Raw genomic sequence first — 26136 nt, 5'->3', positions numbered from 1 at the left:
TCTCTGGTGTTTCGGATCAAGGTCGGGACGACGTCGGCCCTGCAAAGTCTCTTGAGTCTACGTTAAGAGATACCGATCTCCGCCAGGTGCGGATTGATCACACTTGGCGCGGTATGCGCGACGCCGAAAGGTCGGCATGTCGCGGACGAACTGAATAGCACAGCCGAACCGGCGCCCGGTAGTCTCGCGCGATGGCACGAGCGGATTCCGACCTCTTCGACCGGCTCGAACAGTTCTACGACGCTTTGCCCCGGCCCTGGGCCCGGATCGAGGAGATCGGCTCGCTGGTGCTCTTCGTCCGCGAGGGCGAGGGGTGGCCCTACTATGCCCGGCCCCGGCTGGGCGCGCCCACCCCGTCGGCCGCGGACCTGACCGAGGCCCGTCGCCGGCAGCGTGAGCTGGGCGTGCCGGAGGCGTTCGAGTGGGTCCACGAGACCACCCCGGACCTGCTCGCGGTGGCCCGCTCGGCCGGCCTGGAGGTGCTCCTCGCGCCGCTGCTGATGCTCGATCCGCAGGCACTGGTGCCGGACCTGCCGGTGCCCGGCGCGACGATCCGGATGCTCGACCCGGCCGCCGCCGGCTTCCCCGCCGACCTGGCCGCCGCCCGGGCCGTGGCGCGGCTCGCGTTCGCCGCCCCGGCCTACCGGTCACCCCTGGAGATCACCGAGAAAACCCTGGTCATCGAGGGTGCCGGGCCGTCCGAGCGGGATGCCGCGGCGAGTCTCGGGCTGACCGCCGAGGCGGTCCGGCAGGCCCGCGCGCTGCTCGGCTCCGGGGAGTACGAGACCGCGGTGGCGGACGCGCCGGGCGAGGGCATCCTGGCCACCGGGACCAGCCAGCGGGTCGGCGACGTGGCGGAGATCGCCGGGGTGGCCACGCTGCCCTCGGCGCGCGGCCGTGGCTACGCCTCGCAGCTCACCGCGACGCTCGCCCGCAACGTCCTGCACCGGGGCGCCGGCCTGGTCTTTCTCGCCGCCGGCGACGACGACGTGGCCCGCCTCTACACCCGCGTCGGCTTCCGCCGGATCGGCACCGCCTGCATCGCCGAACCGGCCGCCGCGCCGCTCTGACCGCTCCCCCCGCCAGGCCCGCCGGCCTCCCGGCGGGCAACGCGCGACTGGCTCACACTTCCCACATTTCGGTACGCGGTAAGCACCGTGCCCACCGAAAGTCCTTACCGTCCAGCCCCGGACGAGTGCCTCCGAGCGGGGTAGGCACCTGTATCGGACGGGTGAAATCACCGTGACGATCCGCCCCGCCCCGCGATCCGGGCGAATCTCACAGCCTGAGCGCTCCCCCGCCCGCCCTTTGCAGCGCATGAAGAGACGCCCGAACCCACCGCAGCCCCTCCCCCACACCCCCAGGACGCACCTCTTCCACCGCCCCCGCCTCCCCGTCGCCCGACGCCGCGCCGCCCGACGCCCGACTCCCGCGCCGCCTGACGCCCGACTCCCGCGCCGCCTGACGCCCGACTCCCGCGCCGCCTGACGCCCGACGCCCGCGCCGCCCAGAGCCCGCCGCCCGCCGCCTGACGCCCGCCGCCTGACGCCCGTCGTCGCGCCGCCTGACGCCTGACGCCCGCGCCGCCCAGAGCCCGACGCCCGCGCCGACGTTGGTCACGGTCCCGGCCGCGGCTCACCGACCCTGGCTGGCACTCACGGGTGTCTCAAGGGTGTTGAGACACCCATGGAGACCAGCCGGGAACCGCGAGCGGCAAGCGAGCCGCGACCACCAACTCCGCGGCTGGCACTCACGGGTCCCTCAACCGCGTTGAAACACCCGTGGAGACCAGCCGACGACCGCAAGCGCCAAGCGAACCGCGACCACCAACTCCGCGGCTGGCACTCACGGGTCCCTCAACCGCGTTGAAACACCCGTGGAGACCAGCCGGGGACCGTGAGCGGCGGCTGGGCCGTGAGCCGCGGCGTGCCGTGGCGAGGCACGGCGAACCCGCACGACACGCGCCGCGGTCCGGGGTGGGGTCGGTCTCGCGTGCCGACTGGCACAGGGCTCCGGTCGTACCGGGAAAGGAATTTGATCTTGGCTTCTCGAGGGAGGGGCGGGAGGAGGGGGCTTGGCTTTTCGAGGAGGCGCGGAGGGAGGAGGGTGGGTTTGCGAGGGGGGCGGAGGGTCAGTCGGGTGGGGACCAGTCGGGGACTGGGTCCAGGGTGCGGCCCAGGAGGCGGGGACGCATGTGGTTGAGGGCGGCGTCGCGGGCTCGCAGGGCGAGCCGGCCGCGGGCCTGGACCACGGCGGACATCCGGCGGTTCTGCCGGACCACGGTGGTGGTGCGCGGCTGCCGCAGCCGGGTGTAGCCGTCCAGGGCGCGGGTGAGCGCGTCGCCGGGGGTCGCGCCGGCGAACAGCGAGTGCAGCGTGGCGACGTCCTCGAAGGCGAGGCAGGCGCCCTGGCCGAGGTGGTGCGGCATGGCGTGCGCGGCGTCGCCGATCAGCAGCACGCCGCCCGGACCGGACGGGAACGCGTAACTGCGCGGCAGCGGCCGCAACTCGCGGACACCCTGCGGGACCAGCTCCTCCGGGCGGGTCAGCGAGAGCAGCTCGCCGACCGGCTCGTGCCAGCCGGCGAACCAGCGCTGCAACAGGGCCAGCTGGGTGGCCGGCGGCTCCGGGCGGGCGGCGCCGGCCGCGGTCGCGACCCAGTAGATGCCGCCCTTGCCGGCCGCGTGCGCGCCGAGCGGGATCGCCACGAAGCGGTAGCCGGCGCCGAGCGTCTCGCCGCCCAGCGCCTGGCCCTCGGAGAGCCGGGGCATCCGGTAGCCGGGGATGACCGCCTGCCAGGCGGCGAAACCGGAGCCGATCGCGGCCGACTCCGGGGCCAGCGCGGTACGGATCCGGCTGTCGATGCCGTCCGCGGCGACCAGCAGGTCGGCCTCGATCACGGTCCGGCCGTCGCTGACCGCGGGGCGCTCCCGGCGGCCGGTACGCACGGTGCGCACCTCGAAGCCGGTCCGGATCTCGGTGTCGCCGAGGCCGGCCACCAGCGCGTCGTAGAGGTCCTCCAGATGCGCCACGGCCGGGCACGGGCCGGTGGCGCCGTTCCGCGCCCGGGGCGGCACCAGCCACTGGCCGTCCGGGCGGCGGACACCGCCGTCCGGCAGTGGCGACGCGATCGCCGACCAGCCGCCGTCCGGGTCGAGCGCGTCCAGGGCCCGGCGGCCGTTCGGCCAGAGGACCACGGCGGTGGGTGGCGCGGCGATCCGCTCGGCGGACTCCAGCAGCGTCACCCGCCACCCGGTCCGGGACAGCGCGCCGGCCGCGGCCAGACCGGCCATCCCCGCGCCCACCACCACGGCCGTACGCATGTTGCCGCCTTCTCCGGTGCCGGTCGGATCAGTTCTCGCCGGCGGGCGGGCTGGTCACTTCCGCGGGCTCCGCGTCCTTCTCGTCCACCGCGGACTTCTCCCCGTCCGCCGGGGGCAGCACGCCGGTCCGCTGGTACGCCAGGAAGCGCTCCTCGCTGACCACCTGGTAGCCGGTCGGCATCTTGCGGGCGGCGTCCTTTGCGTCCACGTCCACCGTCGAGACGTCGCTGCTGGCGGCCGGCTCGGGCGCCTTGTCCGGGGCGTCGATCGGCACCACGTAGGCGCGCGGGCCGCGCATCACCACGAAGTAGATCGCCGCGCCGAGGAAGACCAGGATGGAGACGAACACGTTGAGCCGGATGCCGAAGAAGTGGTTCGCCTCGTCGGTGCGCAGCATCTCGATCCAGAAGCGGCCGGCCGTGTAGGCCATCACGTAGAGCGCGAAGGCCCGGCCGCGGCCGAACTTGAACTTCCGGTCCAGCAGCCAGACCAGCGCGCCGACGCCCAGGTCCCAGACCACCTCGTAGAGGAAGGTCGGGTGGTAGAGGTCGGGGCGGGTGACCGGCTCGCCGTCGATCATCGTGGCGTGGCCCGGGTTGGCCGAGTCCATCTCGTGCACCTGCAGGCCCCACGGGAGGGTGGTGACCTTGCCGTACAGCTCGTTGTTGAACCAGTTGCCGAACCGGCCGATCGCCTGGGCCACCGGCAGCGCCGGGGCGAGCGCGTCGGCGAAGACGCTCAGCGGCAGGCCGATCTGCCGGGACGCGATCCAGGCGCCGAGCGCGCCGCCGGCCACCGCGCCCCAGATGCCGAGGCCGCCCTCCCAGATGTAGAGGGCGCGGACCGGGTCACCACCGGAGCCGAAGTAGTCCTGCGGCGAGGTGATCAGGTGGTAGATCCGGGCGCCGACGATGCCGAACGGGACCGCCCAGACCACCATGTCCAGTGACGTCCAGGGCGCCACCCCCCGGTGACGCAGCCGCTGCTCCATGAGCAGGGTGGCGACGACCATGCCGGCGATGATGCAGAGCGCATAGGCCCGGATCGGGAACGGGCCCAGGTGCCACACCGACGTGGTGGGACTGGGGATTAAGGCGTAGTTCACGGGTGCACACGCTACCGTTGCGGGCCTTGTTGGCAATGCCCAGGGCAGTTCACATTTCGGGGCTGATCGGCGCCCGCGGGTCGCTCGCGCGGCCCGCGGGTCCTCCGGTCAGCGGTTCCGGACGCCCTCGGCCAGCTCGGCGCTCAGCGCCCGCAGCTGGGTCAGCCCGGCGGCCCGGTCCGGAGCGTCCAGCACGCAGCGGATCAGCGCGCTGCCGACGATCACGCCGTCGGCGAAGGCGGCCACCTCGGCGGCCTGCGCGCCGTTGCCGACGCCGAGCCCGACGCCGACCGGCATGGCCGGGTCGGCCGCCCGGATCCGGGCGACCAGCTCGGGCGCCTGCGACGAGACCGCGGTCCGGGCGCCGGTGACGCCCATCAGCGCGGTGGCGTAGACGAAGCCCCGGCAGTTCGCCAGGGTCATCGCGATCCGCTCGTCGGTGGAGCTCGGCGCGACCAGGAAGGTCCGGTCGATCTGGTGCTTGTCCGAGGCCGCGATCCACTCGCCGGCCTCGTCCGGGATCAGGTCCGGCGTGATCAGCCCGGTGGCCCCGGCGGCGGCCAGGTCGCGGGCGAACGCGTCGACGCCGTACTTCTCGATCGGGTTCCAGTAGGTCATCAGCACGACCGTGGCGCCGGCCGAGGCCACCGCCTCGATGATCTTCAGGGTGTCCCGGGTGCGGACCCCGTTGGCCAGCGCGATGTCGCTGGCCTTCTGGATCACCGGGCCGTCCATCACCGGGTCCGAGTAGGGCAGCTCGACCTCGATCACGTCGCAGCCGGCCTCGTGCATCGCGATCATCTGCTCGATGCTGTGCTCGACCGTCGGGAAACCGGCCGGCATGCAGCCGACCAGGACCGCGCGGTTCTCGCTCTTCGCCTTGGCGAACGTCGCCCCGATGCTCACGTGTTCTCCCCGGGGACGACGGTCTCGACCGGGTCGAGGATGCCGAAGTAGGCGCCGGCGGTGTGCACGTCCTTGTCGCCACGCCCGGACAGGTTGATCACGATGGTCGGGGTCCGGCCCAGCTCCTCGCGCAGCCGCGGGGCGATCTTCGCGGCGCCGGCCAGGGCGTGCGAGCTCTCGATCGCCGGGATGATCCCCTCGGTCCGGCAGAGCAGCTGGAACGCGGCCATCGCCTCGGCGTCGGTGACCGGCTCGTAGGTCGCCCGCCCGGTGTCGTGCAGCCAGGCGTGCTCCGGGCCGACGCCCGGGTAGTCCAGGCCGGCCGAGATCGAGTGCGACTCGATGGTCTGCCCGTCCTCGTCCTGCAGCAGGTAGGTCCGGTTGCCGTGCAGCACGCCGACCGAGCCGCCGGTGATCGACGCCGCGTGCCGGCCGGTCGCCACGCCGTCGCCGCCGGCCTCGAAGCCGAACAGCCGGACGCTCTCGTCCGGGACGAAGGCGTGGAAGATGCCGATCGCGTTGGAGCCGCCGCCGACGCAGGCCGCGACCGCGTCCGGCAGCCGGCCGAGCTGGTCCAGGCACTGCTGCCGGGCCTCGACGCCGATCCCGCCGACGAAGTCCCGGACCAGCTCCGGGAACGGGTGCGGACCGGCCGCGGTGCCGAGCAGGTAGTGCGTGGTGTCGACGGTGGAGACCCAGTCGCGCAGCGCCTCGTTCAGCGCGTCCTTGAGGGTGCGCGACCCGTTGGTCACCGGCACCACGGTGGCGCCGAGCATCCGCATCCGGGCCACGTTGAGCGCCTGCCGCTCGGTGTCCATCTCGCCCATGTAGACCACGCACTCGAGGTCGAGCAGGGCGGCTGCGGTGGCGCTGGCCACACCGTGCTGGCCGGCGCCGGTCTCGGCGATCACCCGGGGCTTGCCCATCCGCTTGGCGAGCAGCGCCTGGCCGAGCACGTTGCGCACCTTGTGGGCGCCCGTGTGGTTCAGGTCCTCGCGCTTGAGCCAGATGTCCGCGCCCAGCTTCTCGGACAGCCGGGCCGCCCGGTAGAGCAGCGACGGGGTGCCCGCGTAGTTCAGCAGCAGGTCCTTGAACTGCGCCTGGAACTCCGGGTCCGTCTTGGCCGACCGGTACGCGGCGTCCAGTTCGTCCAGGGCCTTGATCAGCGCCTCCGGGACGAACCGGCCACCGTACTTCCCGAAGTGCCCAGCGAGGTCCGGCACGGCCGGCGCGGTCATCGGACCGGCCTCGGCGTCGCCGGGTGGTTGCCGGCGTTGACCAGCTCGGCCACCGCGTCACGCGGCGACTTCTGGGTCACCAGGCCCTCGCCGACCAGCACCGCGTCGGCGCCGGCCGAGGCGTACCGGATCAGGTCGTGCGGGCCGCGGACACCGGACTCGGCGATCTTCACGACGTTCTGCGGGAGGCCCGGGGCGATCCGCTCGAAGACCGACCGGTCCACCTCCAGGGTGCGCAGGTCGCGGGCGTTCACCCCGATCACCTTCGCGTTCGCCTCGAGCGCCCGGTCCGCCTCCTCCTCGTTGTGCACCTCGACGAGGGCGGTCATGCCCAGCGACTCGATCCGCTCCAGGAGGCCGACCAGCGCGTTCTGCTCCAGCGCGGCGACGATCAGCAGCACCATGTCGGCGCCGTGCGCCCGGGCTTCGTGCACCTGGTAGCTGGAGACCACGAAGTCCTTGCGCAGCACCGGCACCTTGACCGAGGCGCGCACCGCGACCAGGTCGTCCAGCGAACCGCCGAACCACCGGCCCTCGGTGAGCACGCTGATGCACCGGGCGCCGCCGGCCGCGTACTCCCCGGCCAGCTCGGCGGGGTCGGGGATGTCGGCGAGCGCACCCTTCGACGGGGACGCCCGCTTCACCTCGGCGATCACCGCCACGCCGGGCTTGCGCAGCGCGGCGTACGCGTCGATCGCGGGCGGCGCCGCCGCGGCGAGCTCCCGCACCTTTTCCAGCGGCGTCGCCTCCTGACGTGCCGCTACGTCCTCGCGCACACCGGCGAGGATCTCCTCGAGTACGTTCTGCGGCCGCGCGGGGCCGCCAGCGCCCGCTTCCGCCTGCTCATCGGATGTCACGTAATGACTCCCCTCTCCGGGTGTCTTCGGCCCGATGCTAGGAGGTCCGGCCGGTCACCGGCCCTCCGGGGTATGGCGCGCCTCACGAGTTGGGCTGGGGCATAATGCCAGGCTGCCCGGCCCGCATGTCAGTTCTCTCACATCGGGCGAACGGCCATCCCCCCGTTGTGCTGGGGCACCTCCGCCGAACGGCCGACACCACCCTGCGTTGACGTACGTGTCACCGTGCGGAAATACGACTCCGGCATCCTGTCACTCGGGCAAACTTGTCCACGGCGTCGACGGCGCCGCCACCCGGACGATGATGCGGAGTCGACCAATGGCCACTGACCAGAGTCCTCAAGCAGCGGGTTTCGCCGAGGTCTCGCGGACCCTCGTCGCCATCGCGGCGGACGTCGTGACCGGCGTCCAGCGGGCGGTGGTGGGCTCGGACAACGTGCGTACCGCGCGGGACAACGCCTGGTCCGCCATCCAGGCCGACCGGGCCCGGGCCGAGGCCCGCGCCGAGACCAGCCGGGCCGTCGCCGCCATCGTCGCCACCAGCCCGCGGCGGACGGTTGCCGCCGCCCGCCGCCGGGCTCGTGGCTCGGTCGCCCCGGCGCGCTGAGCGAGCCGGCTGTCACGGATCCAGGTCCCGCGGCGCCGCTCCGCTGATGCCGCGAAAACTCCGCTAAGCGGTCGGATCGTCCCCGCGGTCGAGCGCGTCCCAGGCCGCCCGGTTGTCGGCCGGCGCCAGCTCGTCGGCCGGAGCCCGCTCGGCGGGCACCCGCGGCTTCCGCTCGTACCGCGCCGACATCGCCGCCCACTCGTGCCCGTGCCGGACGGCCAACACGCCGCCCACCATCACCGCGACGCCGCCCAGCACCGCCGCCACCGGCCAGAGCGTGGTGCCGGTGCGGGCCAGCAGCGCCCCGGCCACGATCCCGGCGCCGGTCGCGGCCAGCACGCCGCCCAGCACCCGCCGGGCCAGCCCCTTGGTGGCCAGCAGCGCGCCGGCCCCGGCCAGCGCCACCACGGCCAGGCCGATCAGCCAGGGCTGCGCGTCGGCACCGGTCCGGACGGTGGTCAGATCGGACAGCCCGGGGCGGTGCTCGACGGTCCGCGACCACGTGCGGGTGACCGCGTAGAGGGTCAGCCCGGCGCCGGCCAGGCAGGCCATGATCGCGGCGACGTGCGACCGGCGGCTCATCGCGCGGCGCGCAGGGTCTCGGCCGCGGCGATCGCGGCCAGCACCGCCGCCGCCTTGTTCCGGGTCTCCTGCTCCTCGGCGGCCGGGTCGGAGTCGGCCACGATGCCGGCGCCCGCGCCCACATAGGCCACCCCGTCCTTGACCAGCGCGGTCCGGATCGCGATCGCCATGTCCATGTCGCCGGCGAAGCCGAAGTAGCCGACCGTGCCGCCGTACAGCCCGCGCCGGGTTGGCTCCAGCTCCTCGATGATCTCCATGGCCCGGACCTTGGGCGCGCCGGACAGGGTGCCGGCCGGGAACGTCGCGGCCAGCGCGTCGAACGCGGTCCGGTCCGCGCGCAGCCGGCCGACCACGGTGGACACGATGTGCATGACGTGGCTGTACCGCTCGATCCGGGCGAACTCCGGAACCTCCACACTGCCCGGCTCGCAGACCCGGCCCAGGTCGTTGCGGCCCAGGTCGACCAGCATGACGTGCTCGGAGCGCTCCTTCGGGTCGGCGAGCAGCTCGGCGGCGAGCGCGGCGTCCTGCTCCGGGGTGGCGCCCCGCCAGCGGGTGCCGGCGATCGGGTGCAGCAGCGCGGTCCGGTTGGCGCTGACCTTGAGGTGTGCCTCCGGCGAGGAGCCGACGATGTCGAAGTCGTCGAACCGGAGCAGGTACATGTACGGGCTCGGGTTGGTGGCCCGGAGCACCCGGTAGATGTCCAGCGCGTTCGCGTCGGTGGGCCGCTCGAACCGCTGGCCGACCACGATTTGGAAGCACTCGCCGGCCCGGATCGCCTCCTTGGCCTGCTCCACCGCCTTCTGATAGTCGCCCGGGGCGGTCCGGCTGACCGGCTCGCCGGCCGGCCGGCGCTCCACCGTGGAGACCATCGGCGGGGTGGGCCGGGACAGCGCCGTGGTCATCGCGTCGAGCCGGCCGACCGCGTGGTGGTAGGCGGCCCGGCGGGCCTGCTCGTCGGCGTCCTCGGCGAGCACCGCGTTGGCGACCAGCAGCGCCGAGCCGTCGTGGTGGTCGAGCACCACCAGGTCGGTGGCGAGCATCATGCCCAGCTCGGGCAGGCGCAGGTCGTCGGCGGTGGTGGCGGGCAGCCGTTCGAAGCGGCGGACCAGGTCGTACGCCAAGTAGCCGACCATGCCGCCGGTGAGCGGGGGAAGATCGGCGTCCGGCGCGTCGCCACCGGTCAGCGCGGCCACCGTCTCGCGCAGCGCGACCACCGGGTCACCGTCGTGCGGCACCCCGTCCGGCGGGGCGCCGAGCCAGTGCGCCTGACCGTCCCTCTCGACCAGGGTGGCGGCGCTGCGCACCCCCACGAAGGAGTAGCGCGACCAGGCCAGCCCCTGCTCGGCCGACTCCAGCAGGAAGGTGCCCGGGCCACCGGCCAGTTTGGTGTAGACGCCGACCGGGGTCTCGCCGTCGGCCAGCAGCTTGCGGGTGACCGGGACCACCCGTCGCCGCATCCGGACGAACGCCGCCTCGTCGGGAAAGGTCGCTCCGCTGGTCACTGACCCTCCACAGGCAACTCGTCGAAGAAGCAGTTGTGCGCCCCGGTGTGGCAGGCCGCGCCGGTCTGCTCGACGGTGACCAGCAGCGCGTCGCCGTCGCAGTCCAGCGCCACCCGCCGCACCTGCTGGTGGTGGCCCGAGGTGGCGCCCTTCACCCAGTACTCCTGCCGGCTGCGCGACCAGTACGTGGCCCGGCCGGTGGTCAGCGTCCGGTGCAGCGCCTCGGCGTCCATCCAGGCCAGCATCAGCACCTCCCCGGTGCCGTGCTCCTGGACGATCGCGGCGACCAGGCCGTCGGGGGTGCGCTTGAGCCGGGCGGCGATCGCCGCGTCGAGGGACGTCTCTGCATCAGATACGGGCACGCAGCGATTCTCCCGCATCCGCCGGAGCACCGGTCGAGGGCCCACGATCCGGTCACAGGGGATGCGCCCGGCCGATCGGATGGGTACCGTCGGCGGGGCGCCGTACCTGCCTGACATGCCCGGCGCCCGCCCGCCGGTGCGTCTGCGCAGCTCCAGGTAACCCCGGTGGGCGCGCCTCGCGACGGGAGTGGTTCACCGATGGAGTCGACCTCCAGCCCCGACAACAACCGGCCCACACCCGGGCTCGCCCGATTCTGGCAGGTTCGTCCGGATGCGGATGCCGAGTCGACCTACCTGCCCTCCGCCTACCTGCCACCCGCCGAGGACCCCGAGCGGGTGGCGGAGCCGGAGCCGGAGATGGTGTCGCTCGGCTCGCGCCGCGCGGCGAACCCGCTGGAAGCCGGGCTCCCACCGCTTCCCACCGACCTGCTGACCGGGTCCTCGCTGCCGTTCGGCCCGCGCGGGGCGGCCGGGTCGGCCCCGGTCGCGTCGGCCCGCGGGCCGCACGGCCCGGCGGAGGCCAACGGCTTCCACGGCAACCCGGGTGACCTGCCGGGCAGCGATCCGTTCGGGCTGAACCGGGCGGCCGGCCGGGGCCCCGGCCCGGGCCGGGGCGACCGCGGCGGCATCCCGTCGGCCCGGTCCCGGCACGGCGATCCTGATCACTCGGCCCCTTCGGACCACGAGCCCGAGCCTGGCCAGGACGTAGAGTCCCAGGGGCCCGAGGCCGAAACACCGGGACGGGAGACCTCTTTCGGGGGATTCCGGCTCGGCGGCACCGGGCGCTTCCTCTTCGGCGGCCGGCAACCGGACGCGCCCGCGGGCGTCAACGGGCGTCCCGCCGAGGCGGAGTCATCGGCCGCGGAGGGGACCGAGGTCGCCGAGCCCGGCGATGCTCAAGTCGCCGAGCCATCGGCCGACGAGGAGTCCACCGGCGCGCCGCCGGCGGACGAGCCGGTGGCCGACGCGTCGCCGGAGGCCGGGCAGGACGCCGCCGACGAGGCGGGACCACGCGACGAGAACGGACGTGAGGACATGAACGGACGGGCAGGAGCCCCCGGCTACGCACAGGCCGGCGACGCGCCGGGCCCGGACGAGGCGCCGGCGACGGACAGCCCGCTCGGCGAGGCGGCGTCCGGCGAGGCGGCCGAGGCGAGCCCGGCGGAGGGCCGGGTCGCGGCCGGCTGGGCCTCGGTCCCGGTGCCGCCGCCCACGTCCGGCGGCCCGGCCGGTCCGGTCTCCGGCGCCCCGGTGTCGCCCGGCTACGCGCCCGCGCCGTACCTGCCCACCGACTTCACCCCGGACCACCCGGCCGGCACCCTGGAGCCGGTCTCCGGCCAGCCGGACCACACCGCCGAGGCGCCGGCCGACCCGGCCGCGTCCGCCGCGCCGGTCTCCCCGGCCCCGCCGGCCCCGGCCACCGGTTCCGCCTCGGTGCCGATGCCCGACCTGACCTTCCCGGCGCTGCCGCCGCAGATCCCGGCCTCCCGCACCCCGGCCGACCTGCCGCCGGCGCCGGACACCGGGTTCGCCTTCGGCTCGCCGGCCACCACCGGGTACAGCCTGGGCCGGTCCGGTGACGCGTTCGGGGTCGCCTCGGTCACCCCGGCCGGTCCGGTCGCGCCGCAGCCCGGTTCGGTGACGCCGCCGCCGCTGGACTTCCAGCCGTACCCGGAGTCCGGTCTGACCGGGGTCTCGGTCGGCGCCGGCCACCGCGGCCCGGCCGACCTGCCGGACGAGGAGCCGCGCCCGGCCGCCCGCCGCTCGGCCAGCCTGGAGGACGCCGAGCCGGTCCGCCGCGCCGGTCGCCGCTCGGCCCCGGCCGAGGAGGACGAGGCCGCCGCCGAGTCCGGTCCGGCCGGCGAGGAGGAGACGGTCATCCGGGCCACCATCTGGGACGAGGACGCCGCCCGGCACTTCCGGGCCGCCTGGCACGAGGTGAAGGCGGAGTTCGTCGACGACCCGGTGAACGCGCTGACCCGGGCGCACGACCTGCTCACCGACGCGGTGAACGAGCTGACCGAGGTGCTGCTGGCGGAGCGCGACGACCTCGACCCGCTGCGCGGCACCGGCACGCCGGACACCGAGAGCATGCGGATGGCGATGCGGGGATACCGGGAGTTCCTGGACCGGATTCTCTCCCTGTAACTGACCAGTATGTGAGAAAGGCGGGCGGCCCCCGGCACGGGGCCGCCCGCCTTTCCGTGCTACCCCGCCGCGCCGCGGCACCGGCGGGCGGGGTGAACGGGATCCCGGCGGTGGCGGCAGGACGGGATCCCGAGCTGGTGGCGCTACACCGCGCAGCGGCGGCAGAGGATCGGGTGCAGCAGGTGGGCCAGGTCGTGGCGGTCGGTCACCGGGCGCGGGAAGGCCAGGCGGGCGCTGCGGGCGCCCATCCGGACCACGAAGCCGTAGCGGTCCATCCGGACCACCCTGGGCTCGTCGCCGGGCAGGGCGGCCGGGCCGAGCTGGCGGCGGACATAGTCCCCCATCTCGCCCATGTGGTGGTCGGCCAGGTCGGCGATCAGGTCGAACTCGACGGCGCGCAGCGGGTCCGGGGTCGCCTCGGCGTAGTCGTCCGGGTCGATCTCGACCAGGTGCTCGGCACGCTCGAAGCGGACCTCGGCCACGTCCATCCGGTAGAGCGTCTGGCTGCCGCCGACGTCCAGCAGGTCGCCGCAGGCGTCGGTGTCGGCGTAGTCCAGCGCGGCCGCGCGGGCCTCGTCGCCGGTGAGCCGGGCCGCCCAGCCGGACACCCAGACCCGGCCGATCGACGGGGACGTGGCCATCGGCGGCACGTCCCGGATGTCCAGGACCAGGGCCGCGTCGTCATTGCCGGGCTGCGGGCGCAGCGCCGTGGACAGCGCGCTCTCCGAGGGCACGAGCAGCAGCGGACGGCCCTGCGCGTCGGTCACGTGGCGGATCGGCAGCGGCCCCGGGTGACACGCGATGTGGGCGACGGCGGGCAGGTGACCGGCGGCGAGGGTTCGCGCGATCTCGGCGGGACTGGGTTGCATGACGAGCACCTCCGGGCACCGGTTAGGCTTACCTAAGTTAGGCAAGGCTAACCGTAACAGGAGATCCGCGTTGAACAACTCTCGCCCCAAAGCGAAGCTCTCCCGGGCGCTCGGCATCCCGCTGACCCGCAAGTGCGTGAAGTACTTCGAGCGGCGCCCCTTCCCGCCCGGCGTGCACGGCCGGGGCCGGCGCAAGAGCTCGGACTACCAGGTCCGGCTGCTGGAGAAGCAGCGGCTGCGGCACCAGTACAACATCAGCGAGGTCCAGATGCGGGCCGCGTACGACGCCGCGCACCAAGCCGAGGGCAAGACCGGCGAGAACATGGTCACCCTGCTGGAGCGCCGGCTGGACGCGACCGTGTTCCGGGCCGGGCTGGCCCGGACCATCTACCAGGCCCGGCAGCTGGTCGTGCACGGCCACTTCACGGTGGACGGCAAGAAGGTGGACCGGCCGGGCTACAAGCTGAAGCCGGGCCAGGTCATCGAGGTGCGGGAGTCGAGCCGGCAGAAGCCGCCGTTCCAGATCGCGGCGACCGGTGCGCACCTGGACGGCCCGACCGCGCCCTACCTGTCCACCGTCCTGGAGGAGCTGCGGACCACGGTCATCCGGGTGCCGCAGCGCGCCGAGGTGCCGGTGCTCTGCGACGAGCAGCTTGTCGTCGAGTACTACGCCCGGTAAGGCTCACGGGCGGCTCCTTGGGCTGGCCCTGCTGGTCTGTGGCGACGGGGAGCGGGTCGATCCGGCCACTTCCCAGTCCCCGCCCACCCAGGGGGGCCGCCCCAAGACAGTGTCGCGCGTCAACGCGATCGCACGCGGTGAGCCTGTGGACGGTGCGCCAGTGTGGACAACGGGCCACCGCCACCGCACCATCAATTGCCGGCGACCTCGGGGGTGCCTCAGAGCGCTGAGGCACCCCCGGGAGCCGGCCACGACGTCAGCTCCGGGTCTGCTCCAGCCAGCTGGCGTAGAGCTTCGCGTAGATCGAGCCTTCCTCGGCCACCAGCCGGGCGTGCGGGCCGCGCTGGACGACGCGGCCGGCGTCCACCACGATCACCTCGTCGGCGGCCTGGGCGGTGGACAGCCTGTGCGCGATGGCGACCGTGGTGCGGCCGCGGGTGACCAGGTCCAGCGCGTGCTGCAGGCGCACCTCGGTGGCCGGGTCGACCGCGCTGGTCGCCTCGTCGAGCACCAGCAGGTCGGGATCGGCCACATAGGCCCGGACCAGCGCGACCAGCTGCCGCTCCCCCACGCTGAGCGCCTCGCCGCGCTCGCCGACCGCGGTGGCCAGGCCGTCCGGCAGCCCGGCCAGCCAGTCGGCCAGCCCCAGCTCGGTGAAGGCGGCCCGGAGCTGCTCGTCGGTGAGCGACGGCTCGGCGAACCGGATGTTCTCCGCGACGGTGGCGTCGAACAGGAACCCGTCCTGCGGCACCATCACCACCCGGGACCGCAGCGAGGAGAACCGCACCGAGGTCAGCGGCGTCCCGGAGAGCAGCACCTCGCCCTCGGCCGGGTCCATCAGGCGGGTGAGCAGCTTGGCGAACGTGGTCTTGCCGCTGCCGGTCTCGCCCACCACGGCATACTTCCGCCGCGCGGCCAATTCAAGATCGACATCTGACAGTACGACCGGTCCGCCCGGGTAGCGGAACGACACGTCGGCGAAGCGCACCGAGAGCGGCCCGGCGGGCAGCGGCACCCCCCGGTCGTCCGGGTCGGCCACGTCCGGCTCGACGTCGAGGACGTCCAGGATCCGGCGCCAGCCGGCCACCGCGTTCTGCGCCTCGTTCAGCATGTCGGTGGCGATCTGCACCGGCTGGATGAAGAGCGTCACCAGGAACAGGAACGCGGTCAGCTGGCCGACCGTCAGCTCGCCGTCGACGCCCAGCCGGACACCCACCACGACCACCCCGGCGAGCGCCAGGCCGGCCCCGATCTCGCCGCTGGAGAAGCTGGTCACGCTGGTGCGCAGGGCCCGCTGCTGGGCCACCCGGAGACTCTGGATCGACGAGTCGAGCCGCTCCTGGGTGCGGCCGGCCACCCCGTAGGACCGGATCACGGTGGCGCCGACCACGCTCTCCGCGACCGCGCCGAGCATCACCCCGGTCCGCTCCCGGACCGCCCGGTAGACCGCCTGCAGCCGTTTCTGGAAGAGCCGGATCACCCCGACCGCGGGGCCGAAGGCGAGCAGCACGACGAGGGCCAGCTGCCACGAGTAGACGAACATCACGATGGCCGAGACCAGCAGCTGGCCGGAGGCGAGCAGCAGCTGCACCCCGCCGGTCTGCAGGAACTGGGAGATCTGATCGACGTCGCTGGTCACCCGGGACACCATCGAACCGCGCCGCTCGGACTGCTGGTGCAGCATGGACAGATCGTGGATGTGCCGGAAGGTACGCGACCGGAGCCCGCCCAGCGCGGTCTCGCTGACCGTGAAGAGGCGGCGGGTCATCAGGTAACCGCAGAGCGTGGAGATCACCAGCGCGCAGACGGTGAACGCCACGATCCGCCAGATCACCCCGAGGTCCGGGCCGCCGGCCGCGCGGATCCCGTGGTCGATGCCCTGCTGCACGGCGATCGGCACCGCCACCCGGCCGGCCATCTGCAGCACCGCCAGCGCGATCGTGCCGCCCAGGCCGATCCGCAGCTCGGGCGACAGGGCGAGGCCGCGCCTGATCGTGGCCAGAGTTCCGTCGCTGCTCATGCCGCCACCTCCGCTTCGCTCCGGCGTCGGCCCGAGGTGACGACTGAGCCTGCTGGTTCGCTCGCGAGCTCGCTCACTGGTGCTCCGCCTTCTCGTACGCCGTGACCAGCTCCCGGTAACCGTCCTGGGTGGCCATCAGCTCGGCGTGCGTGCCGGTCGCCGCCACCCGCCCGCGCTCCAGGTAGACCACCTCGTCGGCGAGCGCGATGGTGGCCCGACGGTAGGCCACCACCAGGATCGACGCGCCGGCGTCGGAGCCGCGCAGGGCGCCCAGTATGGCCGCCTCCACCCGCGGGTCGACCGCGCTGGTGGCGTCGTCGAGCACCAGCAGCCGAGGCCGGCCGGCCAGCGCCCGGGCCAGGGTGAGCCGCTGCCGCTGCCCGCCGGAGAGCGAGGTGCCGCGCTCGCCGACCGCGGTGTCCAGCCCGGCCGGCAGCCCGTCGACGAACCGGTCGGCCTGGGCCAGCGCGAGCGCCGCCCGGACCGCGTCGTCGTCGATGCCCGGCCGGTCCAGGGCGATGTTGCCGCGGACCGTGTCGTCGAAGACGAACGGGATCTGCGGGACCAGCGCGGCCGACCCGGCCAGCGCGGCGAGCGCCAGGTCGGGCAGTTTCACCCCGTCCACGCCGACCGTGCCGGACTCCGGGTCGACCAGCCGGACGGCGAGCGAGGCGATCGTCGACTTGCCCGAGCCGGTCGCGCCGACCAGCGCGACCGTGCGGCCGGCCGGGACGGTGAAGCTGACGTCGTGCAGCACGGCGGGGCCGTCCGCGTACCGGAAGGTCACTCGATCGAACCGCAACTCGGCCGGGCCGGAACCGGGCAGCGCACCCTCGCCGTAGGCGAGATCGCCCTCGGCGCCGAGCACCGCCTGCACCCGGTCCCAGCCGGCCACGCTGCGCGGCAGCTCGGCGACCACCCAGCCGATCGCGCGCACCGGGAAGGCCAGCACGGTGAACAGGAACGCGACGCTGACCAGGTCGGCCACCCCGATCGCGCCGGTCTCCAGGCGCCAGGCGCCGAGCAGCAGCACGGCCAGGGTGCCGAGGCTGGGCAGCATGTCCATCAGCGGGTCGAACAGGCCGCGCAGCCGGCCCACCGCGATCAGCGAGTCGCGCAGCTCGTCGACGAAGACCGCGAACCGGCGCGACTCGTCGGCCTCTCGGCCCATCGTCTTGACCACCAGGGCGCCGTCGAAGCTCTCGTGCGCGACCGCGCTCACCTTGGCCCGGGTCCGCTGGGCGCGGATCTGCCGCGGCGACATCCGCCGCGAATAGACCAGGTTGAGCAGGAACAGCGAGGGGAACAGGGTGGCGCCGACCAGCCCGAGCACCCAGTCGGTGGCGAACAGCGAGATCAGCGCGGCGATCAGCATCACGATGGTGCCGACCGCGAACGGCAGCGGGGCGATCGGCACCCAGGTGGCCTCGACGTCCGAGTTGGCGTTGGAGAGCAGGGTGCCGGTGGCGTGCCGCTGGTGCCAGGCCGGCGGCAGCGCCAGGTAGCGCCGGGTGACCGCGCTGCGGTAGCGCGCCTGCAGCCGGAACTGCATGTAGCCGGCGCCGAGGCGGCGGCCGAAGATGCTGGCCACCCGGAGCCCGCTGATGCCCAGGAAGATCGCCGCGACCAGGGCCAGCTCGCCGGTGCCGACCTCGTGGGTGGCGAAGGCCGGCACCACGATGTGGCCGATCACCCAGCCGACGACGTAGGAGTTCGCGATGATCAGCAGCCCGAACAGGCTGCTGCCGATGGTGCCGATGGTGAAGAGTCGTGGCTCCGTGCGGATCGCGTGGCCGAGCACCCGCAGACCCCGTCCCAGCACGTCACGGCTGGTTCTGCTGCTCAAAATCCCTACCTGACTGGTAAGTATTGACCGGCGGATCCGGCCTTACCGATCCCATCCTGCCGAACCCGGCGGCGCCAACCACACTGTTTACGTTGTGGCCACGATTACACATACCATCGGCCGATGAACGAGTACGCCCGCCGGGAGCGCCAGCTGCTCGCCGACCTGCTGCTGCGCGAAGGACCGGACGCGCCGACCCTCTGCACCGGATGGACCACCCGGGACCTGGCCGCCCACCTGGTGGTCCGGGACCGCCGGCCGGACGCCTCGGCCGGCATCCTGATCCCCGCCCTGGCCGCCTACGGCGAGCGGATCCGGCTGGCCAAGGCCGCGCAGGCCTACCCGGAGCTGATCGGCGAGGTGCGCCAGCCGCCGGTCTGGAGCCCGGTCAGCAACCCGCTGACCGACGGGCTGGCCAACACCATGGAGTTCTTCATCCACCACGAGGACGTGCGCCGGGCCGGGCCGCAGTGGGAGCCGCGCCCGCTGGAGGCCGGGCAGCAGGCCGCACTCTGGCGCAGCGTCAAGCTCACCTGCCGGGTCGCGCTGCGCCGGCTGGGTGTGCCGGCCGAGGTGGCCGCGGACGGCTTCCCGCCGCTGCGCACCGGGGACCATCCGCAGGTCCGGATCGCCGGCGACGCCGGTGAGCTGGCGCTCTTCTTCTCCGGCCGGCAGCGGGTCGCCCGGGTGCGGATCGACGGTGACCCGGCGGTGGCCGACCGGCTCCGCGGGGCGAAGCTCGGCTTCTAGGGATTGGCTCGGTCAATCGGGGGCGGATTGGCCCAGAGGGAGGGGCCAATCCCGATCTAGGTTGAGAGCATGACCGCACGACTCTCGGTCGCCCAGGGCGCCGCGCTCTCCATCGGCGCCGTCCTGGGCACCGGACTGATCTCCATGCCGGCGCTGGCCGCCGAGGCCGCCGGCCCGGCCGCGCTCGTCGCCTGGCTCGCCCTGATCCTCCTCTCCGCGCCGCTGGCCTGGACGTTCGCCGCGCTCGGCGCGCGGTTCCCGGACGGCGGCGGGGTGGCGACGTACGCCGGGATGGCCTTCGGCCGGCGGGCCGCGGCCGCGGTCGGCTGGTGCTTCTACTTCGCGGTCCCGCTCGGCGCGCCGGTCGCCGCGGCGTTCACCGGCGGCTATGTGGCCGACGCCACCGGCGGCGGCAAGGTGACCGAGTTCCTCACCTTCCTCGGCGTGGTCGGCACCGGGTACGCGATGAACTGGTACGGCCTGCGCATCTCCGGCCGGGTCCAGCTGGTGCTCACCGGCACCCTGGCCACCCTGCTGGTGATCACCGTGCTGGCCGCGCTGCCGCACCTGGACCTCGGCAACCTGACCCCGTTCGCGCCGCACGGCTGGTCCGGGATCGGCGCCGCCGCGGCCATCCTGGTCTGGGGGTTCGCCGGCTGGGAGGCACTCTCCTCGCTCTCCGCGGAGTACCGGAACCCGCGCCGGGACGTGCCCCGGGCCACGCTCGTCGCGGTCGCCGTGGTCGGCGTGCTCTACCTGGCGGTGGCCGCGGTCAGCGTGCTCGCCCTCGGCCCGGCGCTGGCCGGCAGCCGGGCGCCGCTCGCCGACCTGCTCGCGATCGGGCTCGGCGGGCCGGTCCGGGCGCTGACCGCGGTGATCGCGGTGGTGCTGACGCTGGGCGCGGTGAACGCGTACTACGCCGGGGCGAGCCGGCTCGGGGTGGCGCTGGCCCGGGACGGCGCGCTGCCGGCCCGGGTGTTCGGGGGCCGGCGCCGCTCCCTCAGCTTCCTCTTCGTCACCAGCGTCGGGTGCGCGCTGCTGCCGATCGCGCTGCGCACCTCGGCGCTGCTGGTGACCGGGTGCTTCACGCTGGTCTACGTGCTGGGCACGGCGGCGGCGCTGCGGTTGCTGCCGCGTGGGTGGTCGCGGGTGGTGGCCGGGGTGGCGTTCGTGGCGGTGTGCGGGCTGCTCTGGCTGAACGGGTGGCCGGCGCTGCTCAGCCTGGTGTTCGCCGGCGGGGCGCTGATCTACCAGGTGCTACAGCCGCGCCGCGAGGTCGGCCAGGCCCTCGTCGATCAGCAGCGGGTCGACGGCGCCGAAACCGAGGACCAGGCCGGGGCGGTCGCCGCCGTACTGGAGTAGGTTCTCCGTCTCCGAGTTCTCCGGCACATCAGAAGAGAACAGGGCGGTGACGTGCAGGCCGGCCGCCGACGGCAGGACCGTCAATTGCCGAAATTTGCTTAATGTCGCGACGATACGGGCGTGCCGGGCCGCGTACTCCCGCCGAGCCCGCCGCACGTGCCGGGCCAGCTGCCCCTCGTCGATGAACCGGGCCAGCGCCGCCTGCATCGCCACCTGCCCGTGCCCGTCCCCCAGCTGCCGGGCCGCGGCCAGCGCCGGCCGCAGCCCCGGCGGGGTCAGCACGAACCCGGTCCGGATGGTCGGCAGCATGCTCTTGGCGAACGTCCCGACGTAGAGCACCCGCCCGTACCGGTCCATCGCCCGCAACGGCTCCAGCGGGCGGCTGCCGAACCGGAACTCGCTGTCGTAGTCGTCCTCGACGATCGCGCTCTGCCGCCGCCGCGCCCAGTCCAGCAGCTGCTGCCGGCGGTCCAGGCTGAGCACCGCGCCCAGCGGGAACTGGTGCGACGGCGTCACGTAGACGAGCCGGGCCTGCGCCGGCAGCGCGTCCACCACCAGCCCGTCCGCGTCCACCGGCACGCCGACCACCCGGGCGCCCAGCGAGGTGAACAGGTCCCGGGCCGGCGGATAGCCCGGATCCTCCATCGCCACCACGTCGCCGGGCCGCAGCAGCACCCGGCCGATCAGGTCGAACGCGTGCTGGGCGCCGTTGGTGACGAGCACGTCGTCGGCGGTGGCCCGGACCGCCCGGGCGTAGCCGAGGTAGCGGGCGATCGCGGCGCGCAGGGCCGGGTGGCCGTACGGATCGGGGTAGGTCCCCGGCCCGTTGGCGCGCAGCCGCAGCTCCGCGCCGACCATCCGGCGCCAGGTGTCGAACGGGAACAGCGACGCGTCCGGGATGCCGACCCGGAAGTCGTACCGCGGCGGGTCCTCGGTGCCGCTGGTCGGCAGCGGCTCGAAGGACCACCCGGCGCGCGGCCGGAGCGGGTCCGGGACCGACCGCGGCGGCTGGCGCGGCGTCCGCGCCGCGGCCACGAAGGTGCCGGCGCCGACCCGTGCGGTCAGGTGCCCCTCGGCGACCAGCCGCTCGTACGCGCCGGCCACGCTGCCCCGGGAGACGCCCAGGTCGGCGGCGAGCGCCCGGCTGGCCGGCAAGCGGTGCCCGGCCGGCAGCCGCCCCTCCGCGATGGCCGCGCGCAGCGCCTTGTACACCGCCGCGGTGGTGTGCCCGTCGATGACCAGATCCACGGGCTAGACGGTATAGACAATCCGATATACCCGGCACGCGTATCCGGCCGCTTACCCTCAGTTCAGCTTCGTCCACTTCGAACCGGAGGAATTGGCATGAGGATCCGACGTGGCGTGTTCGCGGCCGTGCTGATGGCGCTGGCCGCGGTCGCGGTGCTGACCGGCCCAGGCGTGTCGCTGCTCAGCGGTGGCGCCGCCTGACGAGCTCGTCCCGGGTGATGAAGGAGTCCGCCCCGACCGGCCGGGTGCAGGCGAACGCTCCGGCGATCGCCCCGTCCGCCAGGCAGTCGCCGTCGCTCTTCCCCGCCGTCCAGGCGGCCAGGAAGGCGGCGGCGAACGCGTCCCCGGCCCCGTTGGTGTCCACGATCGGCGCGCCCGGGTCGGCCGCGTCCACGTGGGTCACCCCGGCCGGGGTGATCAGGTCCGCCCCGCCGGCGCCGTGGGTGACCACCACCCGGTCGGCCGGCACCCGGCCGGCCAGCTGCACCCCGCTGACGAAGACCAGGTCGGCCTGCTTCGCGAAGTCCAGGTGGTACGGGTTCGCCCCGTCCCAGTCGTGCAGGTCGGTGGAGATCGTCACCCCGGCCGCCCGCAACCCGGGCAGCAGGTGCCGGGCCCAGTCCATGATCGTCACGTGCACGTGCCGGACCCCGGCCGGCAGCGGCTGGTAGTACCGCTCCGGCAGCCGGTAGTCCGGGACGTCCCGCCCGTCGTAAAGGGAGAGCCGCCGCCCGTCCGGGCTCATCAGGTTGACCGCCCGCCGGGTCCCGGCCGGCGCCGGCGCCGCCACCAGCGGGATGTCCCAGTCCCGGAAGGCCGCGGTCACCCGCCGCCCCGGATCGTCGTCACCCACCGTGTCGATCACCCGCACCCGCTCACCGAGCGCGCGCAGCCCGAGGGCGACGCACGTGCCGGTGTGCGAGACGTGGTCCTCGATCGGCCCGCGCGGCCGCGCCGAGTCGGCGCCGAGCACCGGAAGGTCCGCCACCGGTACCACCGTGTCGATCCCGGTCCCGCCGATCACCAGAAACGTCATGGCGTCACGGTAACGACTAGCATTGCGCTAGTTGCCAGGGCACTCTAGCCGTGTCACCTCCACCGCATTACTGTGCGGTAACAACGACGTTACGTCCCCCTGTTCAGGTTTAAGGCGGCGCCTGATGGCTCTCGAGGTTCCCTACCGGTCGATCCCGGACATGCTCTTCCAGCGCGTGGCGAAGACCCCGGACGCACAGGCGTTCGCCGGTCCGACCGCGGACGACACCGGGATGGACTGGCTGACCTGGCGACAGGTCGGCGAGCGCACCAAGGCCATCGCGGCCGGTCTGCGCGAGCTCGGCGTCGGGCTGGAGGACCGGGTCGCGATCCTGTCCAGCACCCGGCTCGAGTGGATCCTCGCCGACCTCGGCATCAACGTGGCCGGCGCGGCGGCCACCACGGTCTACCCGACCACCGAGCCGGAGGACACCGCGTTCATCGTCTCCGACTCCGGGTCGAAGGTGCTGATCGCGGAGAACCCGAAGCAGGCGATGAAGCTCGCCGGCGCGGAGACCAGCCTGACCAAGGTGGTGCTGATCGAGGGCCCGGCCGACGCCGGCGCCACCCCGCCGCAGATCACCCTGACCGAGCTGGAGGAGCTCGGCGCGGCCGCGCTGCGCCGCGAGCCCGGCATGATCGACGAGGTGATCGCCCAGCTGACGCCGGAGCACATCGCCACCCTGATCTACACCTCCGGCACCACCGGCCGGCCCAAGGGCGTCGAGCTGCTGCACCGCGGCTGGACCTGGGAGGGCGTCGCGCAGAACGACCTGGGCCTGTTCTCCCCGCAGGACCTGCACTACCTCTGGCTGCCGATGTCGCACGCGTTCGGCAAGACGCTGCTCTGCGGCATCCTGCACGTCGGCGTCCCGACCTACGTCGACGGCCGGGTGGACAAGCTGATCGACAAGCTCGCGGTGATCCGGCCGACGCTGATGTGCGCTCCGCCCCGGATCTTCGAGAAGGTCTACAACAAGACCGTCACCAGCGGCCTGGCCGGCTCCGGCCTGAAGCCGAAGATCTTCTCCTGGGCAGTCGCCACCGGCAAGAAGAAGGTCGCGCTGGAGCAGGCCGGCCAGCCGGTCCCGGCCGGCCTCAAGGCGCAGTACGCGATCGCCGAGAAACTGGTCTTCAGCAAGCTGCAGGCCAAGCTGGGCGGCAACCTGCGGGTGCTGGTCAGCGGTTCGGCCGCGCTCAGCCGGGACATCGCCGAGTTCTTCGCCGCGGCCAACCTGCCGATCCTGGAGGGCTACGGCATGACCGAGGCCTCCGCGGCGAACTTCGTGAACCGCCGCGGCCGTCTCAAGATCGGCACGGTCGGCGAGGCGATCGGCGACCTGGAGGTCCGCCTCGACACCGACGGCGAGGTGCTGCTGCGCGGCGCCCCGGTGATGCGCGGCTACCACAACCTGCCGGAGGCCACCAAGGAAGCGTTCACCGAGGACGGCTTCCTGCGCACCGGCGACATCGGCGAGCTCGACGCCGAGGGCTTCCTGAAGATCACCGACCGCAAGAAGGACCTGGTCAAGACGTCCGGCGGCAAGTTCATCGCGCCGAGCGCGATCGAGGGCGCGTTCAAGGCGGTGTGCCCCTACACCTCGCAGGCGATCGTTATCGGCCAGTCCCGCAACTTCGTCACCATGCTGATCGCGCTGGACGAGGAGGCGATCGTGGCGTGGGCCGCCGGCGGTCCGCTGGCCGGCAAGAGCTATGCCGAGATCGTCGCCTCACCGGAGGCGCACGCCCTGGTCGAGGGCTACCTCGCGGAGCTGAACGGCAAGCTCAACCGGTGGGAGACGATCAAGAAGTTCAGCATCCTGCCGCGCGACCTGAGCATCGAGGCGGGCGAGGTGACCCCGTCCATGAAGATCAAGCGCCGCAGCGTCGAGGCGAACTTCGCCGCCCAGATCGACGAGATGTACAAGGGCAGTCTCGCGCAGATCTGACGGGTTCCTGTCGAAGGCCGCTCTCCCCCGGGAAGGCGGCCTTCTTCCGCTTCGCCCTTTTTCACGATCAAAAGATGGCTGACTCGGACCGCGCTGATCACTGATCGTCGCTCCCGCCAGGGACCCTTCCGGGCCGGGCTGGCCGCTGGCGCGTCCAGAACGCCCGGCCCTCCAGGGCGGCGTCCGCGGGTGGTCGCGGAAAACAGCGTCCTGATGACGGCGGGTGCTCACCGGCGTACCGGAAACTCGGGAGAGCGAACCGTGAGCCGATCGCGGGCCGCGACCGGCGGCTAAGCGATCACGGCGGGGGTGCGCCAGGTGGGACGGGCGGTGCGGTCCAGGTCGTGGCGGACCGAGGCGATCCGGCGGACCGCTTCGACCAGGTCGTCCGCGGCCAGCGTGAACGGCAGGCGGAGGAACCGCTCCAAGGTGCCGTCCAGGCCGAAGCGCGGGCCCGGGGCGAGGCGCACCCCGACGTCCTCGGCGGCCCGGGACAGCGCGCTGGAGATCGGGCCGTCCATCTCCACCCAGAGCGTCACGCCGCCGCCCGGCACGAAGAACCGCCACTCCGGCAACTGCTCGCGCAACGCGGTGACCAGCGCGTCCCGCCGGAACCGCAGCTGCGCCCGGCGCGCCTCGACGATCGTCGCCGCCTGCCCGAGCAGGTGCACCGCGACCAGCTGCTCCAGCACCGGGCTGGCCATGTCCACGCCGACCCGGATCGCGGCCAGCCGCTGCACCATCGGGGCCGACGCGCGCACCCAGCCGATCCGCAGCCCGCCCCAGTACGGCTTGCTCATCCCGCCGATCGACATCACCCGGGAGTGCCGGTCGAACATCGCGACCGGCGGCGGCATCGCCGGATCGTCCAGCGGCAGGTCCACGAACGACTCGTCGACCACCAGGTCGGTCCCGCCGGCGTGCGCCGCGGCCACCATCCGCTCGCGCAGCTCGGCCGGCATCAGGTGGCCGGTCGGGTTGTGGAACTCAGGGATCACGTAAGCCAGCCGCGGCCGGGTCTGCCGGAGCGCGCCGAGCAGCATTTCGCCGTCCCAGCCGGTCGCGGTGTCCAGCCCGTGCGTGCTGATCCGGGCGCGCCGGGCGGAGAGCGCGGCCAGCGCGTTCGGATAGGTCGGGGTCTCCACCAGGACCGGCGCGCCGGCCGGCACGGAGAGCCGGAGCACCAGGTCGAGCGCCTGCTGGGTGCCGCTGGTGATCAGGATCTGCTCGGCCGAGGTGGGCACCCCACGGGCCGTGTAGCTGTCCGCGACCGCGGCGCGCAGCTCGGCCAGCCCGGTCGGGTGGTAGCCGGCGCTGCCCAGGTAGCGCGGCAGGTCGTCGGCGGCGGCCCGGGCGGCCGGCACCAGCTCGACCGGGGCGGCCGAGGCGGCCACCCCCATGTCGATCATGTCGAGGTCGTCGTTCGCGGTCCACAGGCCGGAGGTGGCCACCCGGTGCCCGTTCGGCAACGTGGTCCAGCTGCCGGCGCCGCGTCGGCTGGTCAGGTGGCCGGTCTCGCGCAGCGCCCGGTAGGCCGCGGAGACCGTGGTCCGGCTCACCGCGAGCGCCTCGGCCAGCTCCCGCTCGGCGGGCAGCCGCACCCCCAGCGCGAGCCGCCCGTCGGAGAGCAGGCCGCGCACCGAGGCGGCCAGCGCCGCGTAGTCCGGGCTCCGGTGCCGGCCCGGCAAAGAGTGCCACCGGCCCAGCAAACGGGCCAATTGGTCCCCACGCACCGACGTTGTCATA

The 26136-nt window shown here is 73.7% G+C and carries 21 protein-coding genes; 7 read left to right on the top strand and 14 right to left on the bottom strand.

The genetic code is table 11. The features are described from left to right. The first annotated feature begins 191 nt into the window (after positions 1–191). The gene (locus tag BJY16_RS16770; protein ID WP_185040354.1) at positions 192–1070 is read left to right on the top strand and encodes a GNAT family N-acetyltransferase; all 879 of its coding nucleotides are present in this window, start codon (positions 192–194) and stop codon (positions 1068–1070) included. Positions 1071–2131: 1061 nt separating this feature from the next. Here the strand turns inward: BJY16_RS16770 and BJY16_RS16765 are convergent. The 5 genes from BJY16_RS16765 to trpC all read right to left on the bottom strand — a co-directional run bounded on the left by BJY16_RS16765 (position 2132) and on the right by trpC (position 7428). Further along, the gene (locus BJY16_RS16765) at positions 2132–3322 is read right to left on the bottom strand and encodes an FAD-dependent oxidoreductase (RefSeq protein WP_185040353.1); all 1191 of its coding nucleotides are present in this window, start codon (positions 3320–3322) and stop codon (positions 2132–2134) included. 28 nt (positions 3323–3350) lie between these two features. Further along, on the bottom strand, positions 3351–4427 hold the full coding sequence (lgt, locus tag BJY16_RS16760) for a prolipoprotein diacylglyceryl transferase (RefSeq protein WP_185040352.1): 1077 nt from the start codon (positions 4425–4427) through the stop codon (positions 3351–3353). A 108-nt stretch (positions 4428–4535) separates the two neighbouring features. Beyond that, positions 4536–5333 carry a tryptophan synthase subunit alpha gene (gene trpA, locus BJY16_RS16755; RefSeq protein ID WP_185040351.1) on the bottom strand — a complete coding sequence of 266 codons (798 nt, stop codon included), beginning with the start codon at positions 5331–5333 and terminating at the stop codon, positions 4536–4538. Next, positions 5330–6571, bottom strand: a complete 1242-nt coding sequence (gene trpB, locus BJY16_RS16750; RefSeq protein ID WP_185040350.1) for a tryptophan synthase subunit beta — start codon at positions 6569–6571, stop codon at positions 5330–5332. The genes trpA and trpB overlap by 4 nt, the downstream gene beginning before the upstream one ends. Continuing rightward, the gene (gene trpC, locus BJY16_RS16745) at positions 6568–7428 is read right to left on the bottom strand and encodes an indole-3-glycerol phosphate synthase TrpC (protein ID WP_185040349.1); all 861 of its coding nucleotides are present in this window, start codon (positions 7426–7428) and stop codon (positions 6568–6570) included. The genes trpB and trpC overlap by 4 nt, the downstream gene beginning before the upstream one ends. 319 nt (positions 7429–7747) lie before the next feature. Between trpC and BJY16_RS16740 the strand changes: the two genes are divergently transcribed. Beyond that, positions 7748–8035, top strand: coding sequence for a hypothetical protein (locus BJY16_RS16740; RefSeq protein ID WP_185040348.1), 288 nt, complete (start codon positions 7748–7750; stop codon positions 8033–8035). A gap of 63 nt (positions 8036–8098) precedes the next feature. Here BJY16_RS16740 and BJY16_RS16735 read toward each other — a convergent pair whose 3' ends face one another. From BJY16_RS16735 to hisI, 3 genes are read right to left on the bottom strand one after another with little or no spacing between them, the layout of a single operon-like run. Next, positions 8099–8617 (bottom strand): Trp biosynthesis-associated membrane protein, encoded by a 519-nt coding sequence (locus BJY16_RS16735; protein ID WP_185040347.1) that lies wholly within the window; start codon positions 8615–8617, stop codon positions 8099–8101. After that, positions 8614–10077, bottom strand: coding sequence for an anthranilate synthase component I (locus tag BJY16_RS16730; protein ID WP_185046489.1), 1464 nt, complete (start codon positions 10075–10077; stop codon positions 8614–8616). Before BJY16_RS16730 ends, BJY16_RS16735 begins: the two co-directional genes overlap by 4 nt. A 41-nt stretch (positions 10078–10118) precedes the next feature. Next, complete coding sequence (gene hisI, locus BJY16_RS16725; RefSeq protein WP_185040346.1) at positions 10119–10502, bottom strand: phosphoribosyl-AMP cyclohydrolase; 384 nt, start codon at positions 10500–10502, stop codon at positions 10119–10121. 180 nt (positions 10503–10682) lie between these two features. Between hisI and BJY16_RS16720 the strand changes: the two genes are divergently transcribed. Further along, positions 10683–12632, top strand: coding sequence for a hypothetical protein (locus BJY16_RS16720; protein WP_185040345.1), 1950 nt, complete (start codon positions 10683–10685; stop codon positions 12630–12632). Between the two features lie 143 nt (positions 12633–12775). Here the strand turns inward: BJY16_RS16720 and BJY16_RS16715 are convergent, their stop codons facing one another. After that, positions 12776–13501 (bottom strand): DUF2470 domain-containing protein, encoded by a 726-nt coding sequence (locus BJY16_RS16715; RefSeq protein ID WP_185040344.1) that lies wholly within the window; start codon positions 13499–13501, stop codon positions 12776–12778. A gap of 70 nt (positions 13502–13571) precedes the next feature. Here BJY16_RS16715 and rpsD point away from each other — a divergent pair, with 70 nt between their 5' ends. Then, a complete protein-coding gene (rpsD, locus tag BJY16_RS16710; protein WP_185040343.1) occupies positions 13572–14180 on the top strand; it encodes a 30S ribosomal protein S4 in 609 nt (202 codons plus the stop codon). Between the two features lie 256 nt (positions 14181–14436). Here the strand turns inward: rpsD and BJY16_RS16705 are convergent, their stop codons facing one another. Both BJY16_RS16705 and BJY16_RS16700 read right to left on the bottom strand, forming a co-directional pair. Further along, entirely contained in the window at positions 14437–16200 is a 1764-nt protein-coding gene (locus BJY16_RS16705) for an ABC transporter ATP-binding protein (protein ID WP_185040342.1), read from the bottom strand. A gap of 73 nt (positions 16201–16273) precedes the next feature. Beyond that, positions 16274–18046 carry an ABC transporter ATP-binding protein gene (locus tag BJY16_RS16700; RefSeq protein ID WP_185040341.1) on the bottom strand — a complete coding sequence of 591 codons (1773 nt, stop codon included), beginning with the start codon at positions 18044–18046 and terminating at the stop codon, positions 16274–16276. Between the two features lie 123 nt (positions 18047–18169). Between BJY16_RS16700 and BJY16_RS16695 the strand changes: the two genes are divergently transcribed. Both BJY16_RS16695 and BJY16_RS16690 read left to right on the top strand, forming a co-directional pair. Next, positions 18170–18796 carry a TIGR03085 family metal-binding protein gene (locus BJY16_RS16695; protein ID WP_185040340.1) on the top strand — a complete coding sequence of 209 codons (627 nt, stop codon included), beginning with the start codon at positions 18170–18172 and terminating at the stop codon, positions 18794–18796. A 69-nt stretch (positions 18797–18865) separates the two neighbouring features. After that, positions 18866–20158: an APC family permease gene (locus BJY16_RS16690; RefSeq protein ID WP_185040339.1), complete on the top strand. Its 1293-nt coding sequence runs from the start codon at positions 18866–18868 to the stop codon at positions 20156–20158. On the opposite strand, the gene pdxR is transcribed toward BJY16_RS16690, so the two are convergent. Both pdxR and BJY16_RS16680 read right to left on the bottom strand, forming a co-directional pair. Continuing rightward, positions 20054–21406: a MocR-like pyridoxine biosynthesis transcription factor PdxR gene (gene pdxR, locus BJY16_RS16685; protein ID WP_185040338.1), complete on the bottom strand. Its 1353-nt coding sequence runs from the start codon at positions 21404–21406 to the stop codon at positions 20054–20056. The two genes, BJY16_RS16690 and pdxR, sit on opposite strands and share 105 nt — an antisense overlap. 181 nt (positions 21407–21587) lie before the next feature. After that, positions 21588–22442, bottom strand: coding sequence for a carbohydrate kinase family protein (locus BJY16_RS16680; protein ID WP_185040337.1), 855 nt, complete (start codon positions 22440–22442; stop codon positions 21588–21590). A gap of 124 nt (positions 22443–22566) precedes the next feature. On the opposite strand from BJY16_RS16680, the gene BJY16_RS16675 reads away from it, so the two are divergent. After that, positions 22567–24390 (top strand): AMP-dependent synthetase/ligase, encoded by a 1824-nt coding sequence (locus BJY16_RS16675; protein WP_185040336.1) that lies wholly within the window; start codon positions 22567–22569, stop codon positions 24388–24390. 290 nt (positions 24391–24680) lie between these two features. Here BJY16_RS16675 and yczR read toward each other — a convergent pair whose 3' ends face one another. Beyond that, the gene (gene yczR, locus BJY16_RS16670; protein WP_185040335.1) at positions 24681–26135 is read right to left on the bottom strand and encodes a MocR-like transcription factor YczR; all 1455 of its coding nucleotides are present in this window, start codon (positions 26133–26135) and stop codon (positions 24681–24683) included. Between the last annotated feature and the right edge of the window lies 1 nt (position 26136).

This window comes from Actinoplanes octamycinicus (genome assembly GCF_014205225.1).
In the GTDB taxonomy this organism is placed as follows: domain Bacteria; phylum Actinomycetota; class Actinomycetes; order Mycobacteriales; family Micromonosporaceae; genus Actinoplanes; species Actinoplanes octamycinicus.
This window is presented reverse-complemented; position numbering and strand designations above follow the sequence as displayed.